General features: G+C 36.9%; 16 protein-coding genes. 5 read left to right on the top strand and 11 right to left on the bottom strand.

The genetic code is table 11. The annotated features are described in order from the left end of the window. Positions 1-74: 74 nt before the first annotated feature. The 8 genes from CRO54_RS10745 to mdh form a co-directional block, all read right to left on the bottom strand. Complete coding sequence (locus CRO54_RS10745) at positions 75-1,448, bottom strand: sensor histidine kinase (protein ID WP_097131795.1); 1,374 nt, start codon at positions 1,446-1,448, stop codon at positions 75-77. Beyond that, a complete protein-coding gene (locus CRO54_RS10740) occupies positions 1,448-2,125 on the bottom strand; it encodes a response regulator transcription factor (RefSeq protein WP_097131793.1) in 678 nt (225 codons plus the stop codon). The genes CRO54_RS10745 and CRO54_RS10740 overlap by 1 nt, the downstream gene beginning before the upstream one ends. A gap of 138 nt (positions 2,126-2,263) precedes the next feature. Further along, the gene (locus CRO54_RS10735) at positions 2,264-2,818 is read right to left on the bottom strand and encodes an SRPBCC family protein (protein WP_097131791.1); all 555 of its coding nucleotides are present in this window, start codon (positions 2,816-2,818) and stop codon (positions 2,264-2,266) included. A 57-nt stretch (positions 2,819-2,875) separates the two neighbouring features. After that, positions 2,876-3,538, bottom strand: a complete 663-nt coding sequence (locus CRO54_RS10730; RefSeq protein WP_097131789.1) for a peptidoglycan recognition protein family protein — start codon at positions 3,536-3,538, stop codon at positions 2,876-2,878. A 15-nt stretch (positions 3,539-3,553) separates the two neighbouring features. After that, complete coding sequence (locus CRO54_RS10725) at positions 3,554-3,811, bottom strand: Txe/YoeB family addiction module toxin (protein ID WP_097131786.1); 258 nt, start codon at positions 3,809-3,811, stop codon at positions 3,554-3,556. Next, entirely contained in the window at positions 3,812-4,066 is a 255-nt protein-coding gene (locus CRO54_RS10720) for a type II toxin-antitoxin system Phd/YefM family antitoxin (protein ID WP_097132338.1), read from the bottom strand. Between the two features lie 47 nt (positions 4,067-4,113). Beyond that, entirely contained in the window at positions 4,114-4,539 is a 426-nt protein-coding gene (locus tag CRO54_RS10715) for an aspartyl protease family protein (protein WP_097131784.1), read from the bottom strand. Positions 4,540-4,633: 94 nt separating this feature from the next. After that, positions 4,634-5,572, bottom strand: a complete 939-nt coding sequence (gene mdh / locus CRO54_RS10710) for a malate dehydrogenase (RefSeq protein ID WP_097131782.1) — start codon at positions 5,570-5,572, stop codon at positions 4,634-4,636. Positions 5,573-6,043: 471 nt separating this feature from the next. On the opposite strand from mdh, the gene CRO54_RS10705 reads away from it, so the two are divergent. After that, entirely contained in the window at positions 6,044-6,319 is a 276-nt protein-coding gene (locus tag CRO54_RS10705) for a hypothetical protein (protein WP_097131780.1), read from the top strand. Between the two features lie 116 nt (positions 6,320-6,435). Further along, on the top strand, positions 6,436-7,020 hold the full coding sequence (locus tag CRO54_RS10700) for a porin family protein (RefSeq protein ID WP_097131778.1): 585 nt from the start codon (positions 6,436-6,438) through the stop codon (positions 7,018-7,020). Between the two features lie 6 nt (positions 7,021-7,026). On the opposite strand, the gene CRO54_RS10695 is transcribed toward CRO54_RS10700, so the two are convergent. Further along, the gene (locus CRO54_RS10695) at positions 7,027-7,947 is read right to left on the bottom strand and encodes a YihY/virulence factor BrkB family protein (protein ID WP_097131776.1); all 921 of its coding nucleotides are present in this window, start codon (positions 7,945-7,947) and stop codon (positions 7,027-7,029) included. Between the two features lie 88 nt (positions 7,948-8,035). Here CRO54_RS10695 and CRO54_RS21195 point away from each other — a divergent pair, with 88 nt between their 5' ends. Continuing rightward, positions 8,036-8,212, top strand: coding sequence for a hypothetical protein (locus tag CRO54_RS21195; protein WP_179747336.1), 177 nt, complete (start codon positions 8,036-8,038; stop codon positions 8,210-8,212). Positions 8,213-8,329: 117 nt separating this feature from the next. Here CRO54_RS21195 and hppD read toward each other — a convergent pair whose 3' ends face one another. Beyond that, positions 8,330-9,460, bottom strand: a complete 1,131-nt coding sequence (gene hppD, locus CRO54_RS10690; RefSeq protein ID WP_097131774.1) for a 4-hydroxyphenylpyruvate dioxygenase — start codon at positions 9,458-9,460, stop codon at positions 8,330-8,332. A gap of 118 nt (positions 9,461-9,578) precedes the next feature. Then, positions 9,579-10,745, bottom strand: coding sequence for a homogentisate 1,2-dioxygenase (locus CRO54_RS10685; protein WP_097131772.1), 1,167 nt, complete (start codon positions 10,743-10,745; stop codon positions 9,579-9,581). 480 nt (positions 10,746-11,225) lie between these two features. On the opposite strand from CRO54_RS10685, the gene CRO54_RS10680 reads away from it, so the two are divergent. After that, on the top strand, positions 11,226-12,221 hold the full coding sequence (locus tag CRO54_RS10680; protein WP_097131769.1) for a fumarylacetoacetate hydrolase family protein: 996 nt from the start codon (positions 11,226-11,228) through the stop codon (positions 12,219-12,221). 291 nt (positions 12,222-12,512) lie between these two features. Beyond that, positions 12,513-13,400, top strand: coding sequence for a flavin reductase family protein (locus tag CRO54_RS10675; protein ID WP_097131767.1), 888 nt, complete (start codon positions 12,513-12,515; stop codon positions 13,398-13,400). The last annotated feature ends 108 nt before the right edge of the window (positions 13,401-13,508 follow it).

Below are 13,508 nucleotides of genomic sequence, written 5' to 3'. Positions count from 1 at the left end.
AATTATAGCCGCTTAAGAACGAGATTAGAATGACATTAGAATTTCAAATAATTGCGTTGATGCGTATTTGAGCGCTATGGTAGCTCGGAGTTAACTGGCAACATTACTTTAATCTCCGTTCCGAAGCCTTCTTGGGTTTTAATGCCGATGCTTCCACGGTGTAACCTGATGATGTTCAACGACAAAGGCAAACCAACACCGTAACCTTTAAAGTTAGAAGTATTAGAAGCTCTGAAAAATGGTTCAAAAATGTGCTGGATGTCATCTTGTGGAATTCCAATACCTTGGTCTGTTACTGCAATGGAAAGTAAAGAACCGTTACTTTCTAATTTAACACTTACTGGTTTAAAATCCGAATATTTACAGGCGTTACTCACGATATTAGTAAGTGCTAATTTCAATAAGTTCTTATTTGCTTTTAGCGTTACCGTCGCTTCGTCTTCAGGAAGTTCATTTAAATCTAATGCTATTTTACTTTCTGGATGAACCTGAACTACGGCATCGGTAATTTCCCACAACAGTTCGTCGATCCTAACCGACTCACGGGGTTGAACTTTTCCATTGAAGCCAGATTGCGCCAAACCTAAAAGGCTGGTTAATATATGCTCTAACCTGTCGGCTTCACTTTTGATTTTATCTAGTGCAGCTAAGTGGTCCTTAGAGCCCATTTCTGCATTGGTAGCCAATTCAACCTCTCCACTGATAATGGTTAAAGGAGTTCTCAGCTCATGCGAAGCATTGCTGATGAAATTGTTCTGCGTTTCGAAAGCAGTCTCCAGTCTGTTCAGCATATTGTTGAATGTTTGTGCCAATTCCGACATTTCATCCCCACCATAACTCTTCACATCTAAGCGTAAGTGAAGGTTTTCCGCTTTAATCTTCTTCATACTTTTAATAATATTACGAAGCGGAACAAGTGTGTAGTTAGAGAACTTCCAACCCACTATAAAAGATAAAAGGACGGATAGGAAGAAACCAGCGATTAGAATTTTCTGCAAATCTTTTAACTCCCTAAAACCAAAGGGGTCATTTGCGGCAATAATTACAATATAACCTTGGTTGCCAATCTCAAAATATTTTCCAGCATAAAAGTGATTTTCTTTTCGATAGCGAGCCGTTTTTCCCTCGTTTATTTTAGAAAAGAAGCTTTTAGGTAAAACATCGTCAGTTTGTATGGTAGGGTGAGTGTTTGTATCGGCTTTGATTACGTATTCTTTTTCAGATGGTAGTCTTTCCAGATATTGACTACGCATTTTCGAATAAACGTCGTTGTTTTCATCCTTAACAAGTTTAATTTGTGCTGCGATGTTAACCCTCGCCTCTAAACGCTTGTAAAAGTCTTCAAAGGCAAATTCATTTGAAAAATACCATACAAAACCACTAAGCAATGAAATAATAACTGCTGAAAGGATGGCAAAAAGGAGCGTGATTTTTTTAGCTAACTGCATTAGGATTCTTTTAATACATAGCCTAAGCCAACAGCGGTATGTATCAGTTTTTGGTCGTTATTTTTGTCTATTTTTTTACGTAGATAATTTACATAAACATCTACTACGTTGGTGCCCAAATTAAAATCGATGTCCCATACGTTCTCTAAAATATCAATTCTCGAGAGAATTTTAGCTTTATTTTTTGCCATAAATTCTAACAAGCGATATTCGGTAGCTGTTAGGGTAATTTCATTGCTGTCTCGCTTTACGCTTTTTGCCGTAAGGTTAATCTGTAAACTACCAATGTTGATGATTTGATCGGGATTAACCGAACCATTGTAACGCCTTAGCAGCATCCTGATACGGGCAAACAATTCGGCAAATTTGAACGGTTTAATTAAGTAGTCGTCGGCACCGTTATCTAGGCCATTAACAACATTTTCAGTCGTACCTAATGCAGTAAGCATAATAATTGGCACATTTGGTTTCTCTTTCTTGATGATTTTGCAAAGCTCTAAACCATTAATGCCTGGTAGCATAATATCTAGAATGATAAGGTCGAAGTTGTTAGCCAAGGCCATTTTTTCGCCAGTGGTACCGTCGGGTGCAACACTTACATTAAATCCTTCTGCAGAAAGACCTCTTACGACTACCGAAACCACATTAGGTTCATCTTCAACTAATAGTAAATTCATCAAGAGGCAAATAGTTTAAAAAAAAGCAGATAAAAAAATATTATCTACTTATCAGCATAATTTTTACTGTTTTTTAACGAACAACAGACAAAAGCTTTTGTTTGGAATATCTGAAATAGAACAGTCCTAAATTTTAATTTAGGACTGTTTCAATAGGCTTATTTCTTTTCCGATTTTTCTTTGAGAGATTAATCCATCTTCAAAGTCTTTTCCAATCATCGAATCCATACCCCCCATAATTAGGCACATCCATTTGCTCATGATATTGTTTTCGCCACTCATTGTCCAAGTTATTTTGGTAGAATCAGCTTCTTTAGCTACGTTGAATTGAGTGTTTGCTAAACTTTCAAATGGCTTAATGAACTTTAATTCTATCTTAACTTCCTCTAAGGGTTTAACTGAAGTAATTTTCATTTGACCAGAGCCAGTTTCTTTGCCAACCCATTCGTATAAATGTCCAGGTTGTTCTGGTGTTCCGCTAATTGTAGTTTTTGCAGTCGGTTCCATTTTGTACCATGGGTTCCATTGCTTGAAGCTGTTAAAATCAGCAATGTTTTTGTAAACTGTGGTATCAGATGCTGCAATATTGGTAGACCTGCGTACCGAGTAAGTGTTAGGAAGAAATAGGCTTCCAATTAAGATAATGGCGATAAGTACGACGATTATCCCTAAAAAGATTCTTAAAAATTTCATATTTACTTTGTTTGATTAATTAAAGTTAATGAAATTTAGAAAGAAGAAAAAAATAGGCTATTTTGTAGGTACTCCCTTTAGGTTTAGTTCTTTAACATCATTTCTAACTTTTAACATAAAGTCTGCTCCAGGGTCATTTTTTCCAGTCTGGTATTTTGGATTGGTTTCTTTCCAGAGTGATGTATTTTTAAACTTGGTGTATTCGTAATGACCAATCAAATATTCGATATTGTATTTTTTGCTTAAGTATTTTACTAATTCGATATTGGCTTTTAGTTGTGCGTCTGTTAATGGAAAATCGGCACTGCCCACATTTTCTACACCTATGGCACAATAGTTCAGTCCAATTACATGACGAGCAAAATAATTCTCTGGCATTAATCGGTAGATGGTACCATCTCTATCAACCATAAACTGTGACGATGTATTTAAACTGCTGACTATGGCGATATCTTTTCTATCTCCGTTTGGGAGTTTAGCAGGGTTAAAAGCATTAAAAGTAGAAGAAAAGGTTTTGGCAGCAGTCCAATGTAATACAATTATTTTGGGCTGTATAGTGGGCGTGTTTTGGATGATCCCGTGTCTTTCTTTAAGGTACTGCAGAGATAAACGAACTCTGTTTGAATCGTAGGTAATTGGCTTGTCTACAATTTTAATTTCTTGGGCAAATGATAAAATTGAAATGCAATAAAAAAGGGTGAATAGAATAGGGTTTTTCATAACATAGTGAATTTCTCAGTCGTAATGGTACCTACATTTTGCAATCTGTATTTCATCGTCTACAACTCTGTAAATCAGTCGATGTTCGTCATCAATTCTTCTCGACCAAAACCCACTATACTTATGTTTTAAGGGTTCCGGTTTACCTATTCCTTCAAAAGGATGACGAGAAATATCTTTAATGAGTTCATTGACTTTTTTGAGCTTCTTTTTATCGGTTTGCTGCCAATAAAGATAATCCTCCCAAGATTCATCAGTGAAAACGTACTTCATCTAACCTTCAATTAGCTCTTTAGTAAGTGTAGTTTTGTTTTTTAGCTTATCTATGGAGCTATCAAGCCTTTGTTCGTTTTTACGGGAAGACAATTCATAATTGGTAGCCATAAGCGAATTATACTCTTCTAAAGACATGATGACAATGCCAGAGTCTTTACCTCTATTGATAATCAATGTCTCGAAATTTTTAGCCACCTTATCAAGGTAAGCCTTAATGTCTTTCCTAAAATCGGATACTGATGCAATTAGCATAATAATTTTTTGTACAAAAATATGTACAAAATTTTGTAAAAGCAATATTACTTTTTATAAAACCTTAACACCTTTGTCTTGTAATCAATCTTACAATTAAACTCTACCAAAATATCACCACCGATAATTCCTGCAATAGACGGCTGCCCCATTTGTATGTAAGTGTCTGAAACACTTTGTAAATCAATAGCTACAGTTTCGTAGTTGGGTAACTTTAGCTTTCCAATTTGCAGTAGGGGGATAGTACCCACTAAAGTTGTTGCACTGCTAAAAATGGTTGCTGCTTGTTGCTCATCGTTTTCTTGCAGGTCTTTTATATTTGCCTCCAATAAAGCTTTGTCAAATACAGAACGCGAGGCACCAGTATCTACTACTGCAAAAAGCTTTTCGCCAAAAACAACAATTTCCACTAGAATGTGGAAACCGTTGTCTTGTAAGTTCACTAAAATTAGGGGAACAGAAATTGTTCTCATTATATTTGTTTAATCGGTTAATTGTTTTAATTGGTTAATTGTAGCGGTACAGTTAACCAATTAAAACGGTTCAAACAGTTAACCAAATTTTTATTTAAACCAACTTCATTTCTGCCAATACACTGTTCATATTACGAACAGCATCGGCACTTTTATTAAAAGCTGCTTGTTCCTTTTCGTTTAATTTGTAGTCGATGATTTTTTCCCAACCATTTTTGCCTACGATTACAGGAACGCCCAAGCAAATATCCTGCTGGCCATATTCGCCTTCTAAGGCTACACAGCAAGTGAATAATTTTTTCTCGTCCCTAACAATGGCTTCAACCAGTGCCGCACCAGCCGCACCAGGTGCATACCAAGCAGATGTGCCCAATAAGCCCGTTAAGGTAGCTCCACCAACCATAGTGTCAGCAGCAACTTTTTCTAAAGTAGCGTCATCCAATAAATCGGTGACAGGTAAGCTTTGGTAAGTAGCATATCTGGTTAAAGGAATCATCGTCGTATCACCGTGACCGCCAATTACGAAACCTTGTAAGTCATTCGAATTGCACTTTAAAGCCACACTTAAATAATATTTGAAACGAGCACTATCTAAAGTGCCGCCCATACCAATGATTCTGTTTTTAGGTAAGCCCAACGATTTTAACGCTAAATAAGTCATGGTGTCCATTGGGTTGCTGATAACAATGATAATCGCATCTGGCGAATACTTAAGGATATTCTCCGCAACACCTTTTACAATGCCCGCATTAATGCCAATCAGCTCTTCGCGGGTCATCCCGGGTTTACGTGGTAAGCCCGATGTAATTACCGCAACTGCCGAACCGGCCGTTTGACTATAATCGTTGGTAACGCCTTTAATTTTAGTATCGAAGCCAAGCAATGTTGCCGTTTGCATCATGTCTATAGCCTTACCTTCGGCGAAACCTTCTTTAATATCTAATAAAACTAGTTCTTCTGCTAACTCTTTTCGTGCAATGTTGTCTGCACAAGTGGCGCCAACGGCACCAGCACCTACTACTGTTATTTTCATATCGACTATATTGGTTTTTAATGGTTATGAAGCTCTCATGATTTAGTCTTTAAGTTAATTAATTGCAAATCATGATGGTTTCATATTTCTATAACTTGGTTTTTAATCATATTGAAACTATTTTTTTCCTGCTGAGAAAATTTGATAGCCTCATTTAGAGTGATCTAAGGATTTAACGCTTAAAGAATTTCACGAAACTAAGGTATAGATTTGTATCAGCTAAACAAATATTTTTTGCATTTGAGTACATTTTGGCATTTCTGGGTAGTTTTTTCGGAAAAGTATAGGTTGTGCCTATGGTTATACCTTTCATTTGTAGCTGTGTTAGCACACTTTGTAAGTCTAAAATTTACAGCGTTTAAAATAATGTGGAGAACCTAAGCCTAGTGATTTTATTTATAAATTTTTAGAACTATTTGTTATGTTTTTCTGTTTAAATTCTAAACTAATCTTCACTAAAATTTTTGGGTTATGAATATTAAAGAACTATTACTCAATGGTAAGGCTTTTTTGGCCCTTTTAAATGATTTTGCAATCGAAGCAAAAAACATAATTATCCAAGACGAAGAAACACTTTTTTCTGGTGTTAGAAATCCTAAAAATGCTGTATTAAAAGAGTCTGTTTGTATTGAAGGTAAAAATGAAAACGGGATTTTTAATTTCTTCGGAACATTGCACCTTAACTCGTTAGATAAATTGGCCGTATTTGAAATGCAGGGATTTGAAAAAGTTGAAGCAAGAGCTTAACAGGTAAACTATCTATTTGATAAAAACTTGTTTAGCGAGTACTATTTCGTTTTGTGCTTATTTACTCCAAAAAGGAGTATTTTAGCCGTGTATATTAAATTTTAAATATTGATTTTATGAAAAGAATTTCTCTGGTAGCGATCTTGATTTTTTCTACCTTTTTAGCGTTTGGTCAAGTACTCCCTTCGTTTCAGTTTGGCCTGAAAGGTGGTGCTAACCTTTCTAAATTTAGCACCGAAAACACTTTTGGCAGTGATAACAGAGCTGGCTATTATGTAGGTGTTTGGACTCGTATTGGTGCAGCCGGCATACATTTACAGCCAGAGTTATACTTATCGGGTAAAAATACTACCTTAAAAAGTGGTGGTTTAGAAAGTGATGTGAAATTTACAAGTTTGGATGTGCCTGTTTTAGTAGGAACGAAAATTGGCGCTGCTGGAATTGGGGTAAGATTAAATACTGGGCCAGTGGTATCATTTATTTTGAATGATGAACAAAGCTTTGGTGATGCAGCTTCAAATGTTTTTAGCGGTAGTTTTAAAGACCAAGCTTTTGCATGGCAATTTGGAACAGGATTAGATGTTGGCAAGCTGAGCGTAGATTTAAGATACGAAATGGGCTTATCTAAACTTAACGACGCAGGTTATCCTGATACCAAGCTAAATATGTTTACATTAGGTTTAGGCCTAAGGTTATTCTAATAAGTATTATATAATTTCTTTTAACTCGTAAGCATGTGCGCCCTTAATTGGGCGTATATCTTTATGCTTACGTTCGCTAATCACCTTGATGAAACAAGCTCCAAAATAGAAGATTAGTGAAGAGTAAAATACAAATAGCATCACTAAAATAATAGAGCCTGATGCACCATAAATGTTTTCGATGTTACTAAGCGGCAACATGATTCGAAGAATGTATTTTCCAATATTGAATAGCACCGCAGTTAACAGTCCGCCTTGTATAGCAATTTTCCAGCTTGGTCTGGCATTGGTTAAAAACCTAAATAAAATGGTAAACCAAGCCATAACAATCAAAGTAAATAAAGTTTGATTCAACGCCCAAAGTAACCATTTGCCAAAGTTTGGAGATGTACCGTTAAGGTAAGTGCTTACAAATGCTTGAATACTATCTGTCACCAAACCGACGAAGAATAAAATTCCCGCTAACAGGATAATGATCATGGACCTCGCTCTGATTTTTAAGGTAAACAAGAAACCAGCTTTCGCATCCTGACCGATATTCCAGATTTGTTCTACCGAATTTTTAATGACGTTAAAAAGGGTGGTCGCCACAAAAATGAAAAACACGAAAGTTAAAACCGTAGCCCACCAATTATGATCCACACCACGAATGTTTCGCAAGGTTTCTCTAATTTGGTCAGTACTGCTCGGAATTAAAATTTCAGAAATACGCTCGAATAAGCGAGTAGCTAAAATTTTTCTGTCTACAAAAAAACCGAATAGCCTAATAAGTATTAATAGAATGGGAGGAATGGCAAAGTTGGCAAAAAATGCCGTAGCACCAGCTAAGCGTAAGGGATCATTTTTTTGGTATAGAACAAAAGCTTTTTGTAAGTGATAACAAAAGTGAAAGAGCTTTGATTTTTTGATGGCTGCAGTTTTTTCCATTAGCGAATTTCAAAAGTAACAAAATATGCCTAAAGGATGTTTGTTATTCTATGATTTAACATAAAATTAAATTCTCCAACCAATCTAAATGGTTTTAAAACCTTTTGCCTTTTCTGTGGTTATCCCTATCAAACTAGCATTAAAAAGTATGAATAACTTTTTCAGAACAATATTTGCCGGATGGGGCGCTTGGAAATTAGGAGGTGGTTGCGTATCAACCATTGTGGTTTTTGTAGTATTGTATTATTTATTGGGGCATTGTTAACTAGCATTGCCATCATTTTGACTAAGCGAAGTACAGTGCGTACTTGAGAGAAATCTTTGAAATAAGTAAATCCAAAGATTTCTCGACTACGCTCGAAATGACGATTAGACCTGAAAATTACAAATTCCCTCTTAAGGCTTGTTCACGTTCTAGGCTCTCGAACAATGCTTTAAAGTTCCCAGCACCAAAACTTTGTGCACCTTTACGTTGGATGATTTCGAAAAACAAGGTAGGTCTGTCTTCCACTGGTTTAGTGAAAATCTGTAATAAATAACCTTCTTCGTCGCAATCCACCAAAATACCTAATCCTTTCAACAACTCTATTTCCTCATCAATTTGGCCGACGCGGGTAGGCATCATTTCGTAATAAGCTTGTGGTGGTGCACTTAAAAATTCTACTCCTCTTTCTTTCAATTGTTTTACAGTTTTGACGATGTCGCTTGTAGCAACTGCAATGTGTTGTACACCTTCGCCCTCGTAAAACTCTAAATATTCCTCAATTTGCGACTTTTTAATACCTTCAGCAGGTTCATTAATCGGGAATTTCGAATAACCATTTCCGTTACTCATCACCTTGCTCATCAAAGCAGAATATTCGGTGTTGATTTGTTTGTCGTCGAATGAAAGGATATTCACGAATCCCATTACATCTTCATACCATTTCACCGTTTCATTCATACGGTTCCAACCTACGTTGCCTACGCAATGGTCGATATAGAGTAAACCAGCATCGCTTGGGTTGTAGTCACTTTCCCATTTCTTGTAACCAGGCATAAAAACGCCATTGTAATTCTTGCGCTCAATAAACATGTGGATAGTTTCGCCATAGGTATAGATACCCGACATTTTTACCTCCCCATTTTCGTCAGTTAAAGTTTGAGGTTCTAAATAAGGTTTTGCACCACGTTTAGTAGTTTCTTCAAATGCGCTGTAAGCATCGTCTACCCAAAGCGCTAATACTTTAACGCCATCACCATGTTTTTTAACGTGCTCTGCAATTGGGTTGTCAGATTTTAAAGCCGTAGTTAAAATCAAACGGATTTTTCCTTGTTGTAGAACATAAGAAGCTCTGTCTCTAACGCCAGTTTCTGGGCCAGCATAAGCTAGCGATTGAAAACCGAATGCTGTTTTGTAATAATGTGCCGCTTGTTTCGCGTTACCTACATAAAATTCTATATAATCCGTTCCGTTAATGGGAAGGAAATCTTGCGCCTTAGCTATTTTTTCTGCAAATGTTTGTGTGCTCATTGTGTGTTGTTATTAGTCTGAAAATCCGAAACCTGGAAAAGTCGGATGTTATAATAAGTTATTAGTGTAAGCTTGTAAAGTAATCCTTCCTTATCCTGAAAATCCTTAAATCCTATTCCTATTCTACGTTTATCTGCCAACTTTTGTGATAACTCTCATCTTCTATCGCAATGGCATCTTCGGTTAACATCAGCGGTCTAAAAGGATCAATCATAACGGCCAATTCTTCTGTACTTTCTTTGCCTATTGATTTTTCTACAGTTCCAGGGTGTGGCCCGTGAGGGATGCCGCCAGGATGTAATGTAATCTGACCTTTTTCTACACTCTTACGGCTCATAAAATCACCATCTACATAGTATAAAACTTCATCGCTGTCTACATTACTGTGGTTATACGGTGCTGGTATAGATAATGGATGATAATCGTACTTACGTGGTACAAAAGAACAAATCACGAAGTTATGCCCTTCGAAAGTTTGGTGTACTGGTGGCGGCTGATGCAAACGACCAGTAATGGGTTCAAAATCGTGGATAGAAAAAGCCCAAGGATAGTGAAAGCCATCCCAGCCTACAAAATCAAAAGGATGCGTGCCGTAAGTGTAGGGATACATAATTCCCTGCTTTTTAATCAAAACCTTAAAGTCACCAAACTCATCAAAAGTCTGTAGGTTCTGAGGTCTTTTAATATCTCGCTCACAAAAAGGGGAATGTTCTTCTAACTGACCAAAAGCATTTCTGTAGCGTTTTGGCGTACGAATCGGACTAAAACTTTCTACAATAAACAGACGATTCTTCTCGTCATTAAACTCCAATTGGTAAATCGTACCACGAGGAACAACAAGATAATCCCCATATTCGAAAGCAATTTCGCCGAAGCCTGTTTTTAATTTTCCCGTTCCTTCGTGAATAAAAATCACCTCATCAGCCTGACTGTTCTTGTAAAAATAATCAGTCATCGATTTTCGAGGAGCAGCCAAAGAGATATGCAAATCGCTATTTACCAACACAGGTTTACGACTTTGCAGATAATCATCCTCTGGTTTAATATTGAAACCAATTAGACTAGTATGGCGCAAATGCTTTTCACGAGCAATTTTAGGTTCTACATTGTAAGGTTCGCCCAATTCTTTAACAATAGTTGGCGGATGGCAATGGTATACCAACGAGTACAAACTCGAAAATCCTTCGGTAGAAACCAGTTCTTCGGCATATAAATCACCATTTGGCTTACGGAAAACAGTATGTCTTTTAGGAGGTATAGCTCCTAAGCTGTGATAAATGGGCATATGATACGGTTAATTTGGTTAGAATTAATATAACGAATAATAATGGAAAGCGTTTTCGTAAGTTTGTAAAAACGTTTGAGATAGATATAAATACCTATAAAGAATATTGTGCAAAAATCAACTTAGATAACATCGCATATCGGTAAGCAGAAAATACTTCTGCCACACAATGGTTCTGATATGGGAAAATCTCGTTCATTTTTATTTCCGTAAAATTAGGTTTTTTACGGCAATGTTTCAAACCTCAATTTTTATCTTTTAAAAAATTACCACCTAAGTCACCTTATTTCACTTTAGAAATTACATTAGTCTAAAATGTTTTTAGGTGGTAAAATAATAGACGTATCATTCAACAGATTTTGGAAAACCCATAATGCTTTCATAGCTTTGAACACATCCAATTATAAACCATCTCCAATAAATATTGTTGTTCCATTGGGATGTGGATTTTTACATCGCTAACTAAAATTTTTTATAACAATGAAGCTTGTATCCTACAAAACAGAAGATAAAGAGCATTTAGGCATTTACGCTAATGGTCATATCTATAATCTTAATTCTTGTGATAAATTAATACCTGATAACATGAATGCTTTTTTGGAAGGTGGCGAGCCTTTAATGGAAAGAGCAAAAAAAATTAATCAGGATATTTTAGATGCAACAATCTTTCCAAAGGAAGAGGTTTTTTATGAACTTCTAGCACCAGTTCCGCACCCAACTTCGTGTAGAGATGGTTATGCTTTTAGACAACACGTGGCTGCAGCTCGTAGAAACCGTAAGGTAGAGATGATCGCAGAGTTCGACCAATATCCAATTTTCTATTTTACCAATCATAATGCGATTCAAGGTCCTGGTGAAATTGAATGTATGCCAGACCATTTCCAAAAGTTAGATTTTGAGTTGGAAGTGGCGGTAGTCATCGGTAAAAAAGGGCGCAACATTAAGGCTTCAGAGGCTGATGAATATATTGCAGGCTATACCATCATGAACGACATGAGTGCCCGAACTTTGCAAATGGAGGAGATGTTGTTGAACCTTGGTCCAGCTAAAGGAAAGGATTTTTCTACCGTAATTGGTCCGTGGTTGGTCACTCCAGATGAGTTGGAGGCTTTTAAAGTTCCTTCAAAAGAAAATCATGTGGGTAACGCCTACAACTTAAAAATGACCTGCAAAGTAAACGGCATTGAGGTTTCTAGCGGCAACATGGCCGATATGGATTGGACTTTTGCCGAAATCATTGAGCGTTGCGCTTACGGCGTAGATATTTTGCCAGGCGATGTGATTGGTTCTGGAACGGTAGGCACCGGTTGCTTCTTGGAATTAAACGGCACAGGTTTATTAAACGACCCTAATTATAAAGTGCAATGGTTGCAAGATGGCGACCATGTAGAAATGGAGATTGATGGCTTAGGAGCGTTGACTAACAACATCACCAAAACAGATACTGATTTTTCTATTCTAGCACTTAAAAAATAATATTTGAAAAGCAGGGTTCTGTGTGCTTCGGTTACGAAAGCCCTGCTATTCGCTTTATCCCGATAAAATCGGGATGCTCGCTGCTATCAGGTTTAGGTAACTTAGGTAAACCTTTCTATGCTAAAACTGACAGCAGTGAAAATATTTTCTTTCTGCATTCAACTTACAATTGGTGTCACGCTGAGCTTGTTGAAGCGTTTGTAAATATAAAAATCCTTCGACAAGCTCAGGATGACAGATGCATAAAATAACTTTAAAACATTTCAATTTTACAATCTTCCAATTCTAATTATGCTAACATTAAAATGCGATGATTTAACTCCAATGCAATTGCAAAACTACTTGCAGTACGCCATTGCTCCACGCCCTATTTGTTTGGCTTCAACTATTGATGCAGAGGGAAACGTTAATCTCAGTCCGTTTAGCTTTTTTAATCTATTCAGCACCAATCCGCCAATTTGTATTTTTTCTCCTGCACGAAGGGTGCGAGATAACACCACTAAACATACTTTAGAGAATGTGAAGGAAGTTGGCGAATGTGTCGTCAACATTGTGAATTATGCGATGGTGCAGCAAACCAGTTTGTCGAGCACCGAGTATGGCAAAGAGATAAACGAGTTTGAAAAAGCTGGTTTTACTATGGAGACTTCGCATTTGGTGAAACCGCCAAGAGTTGCCGAAGCTCCTGTTCAATTAGAATGTGTAGTGAATCAAATTATCCCATTGGGCGACCAAAATGGTGCGGGTAACTTGGTCTTGGCAGAAATTAAGGTCATCCACGTGAAAGAAGAAATTCTAGACGCAGAAGGTAAAATTGATCAACAGAAAATAGATTTAGTGGCCCGTTTGGGAGGCAATTGGTACAGTCGTGTAACACCGGAGAGTTTGTTCACTGTTCCAAAACCGTTAACCACATTAGGTATAGGCGTAGATGCGCTACCATTTTCGGTTCGTCGTTCTAAAGTACTTACCGGAAATGATTTAGGTTTGTTGGGAAATGAAGAACAATTGCCAAATGAAGATGAAGTTGCCGAAATGCAGTGGAATACCAATGTTAAAGATATTTTGGATGCAACCATTGGCGATGAAACCAACAGAGAAAGAGAACTTCACGAATTTGCGAAAGAATTAATTGCTTACGGTAAAGTAGCAGATGCTTTGAAAGTGTTGTTGCTATAAGTAGTTAAAAAAGCTTTTAGTCCGTAAAGTCTGAAAGACATAAGTTTCAATGTTAATGAGGTAGATTTGAAAAGACTAAATGATACAGGTTTTTACCATCATGACTGA

The sequence above is a fragment of the Pedobacter xixiisoli genome, from assembly GCF_900215335.1.
Classification (GTDB): Bacteria; Bacteroidota; Bacteroidia; order Sphingobacteriales; family Sphingobacteriaceae; genus Pedobacter; species Pedobacter xixiisoli.
The sequence above is the reverse complement of the archived record's forward strand: the minus strand, read 5'-3'. Positions and strand labels throughout refer to the sequence as shown.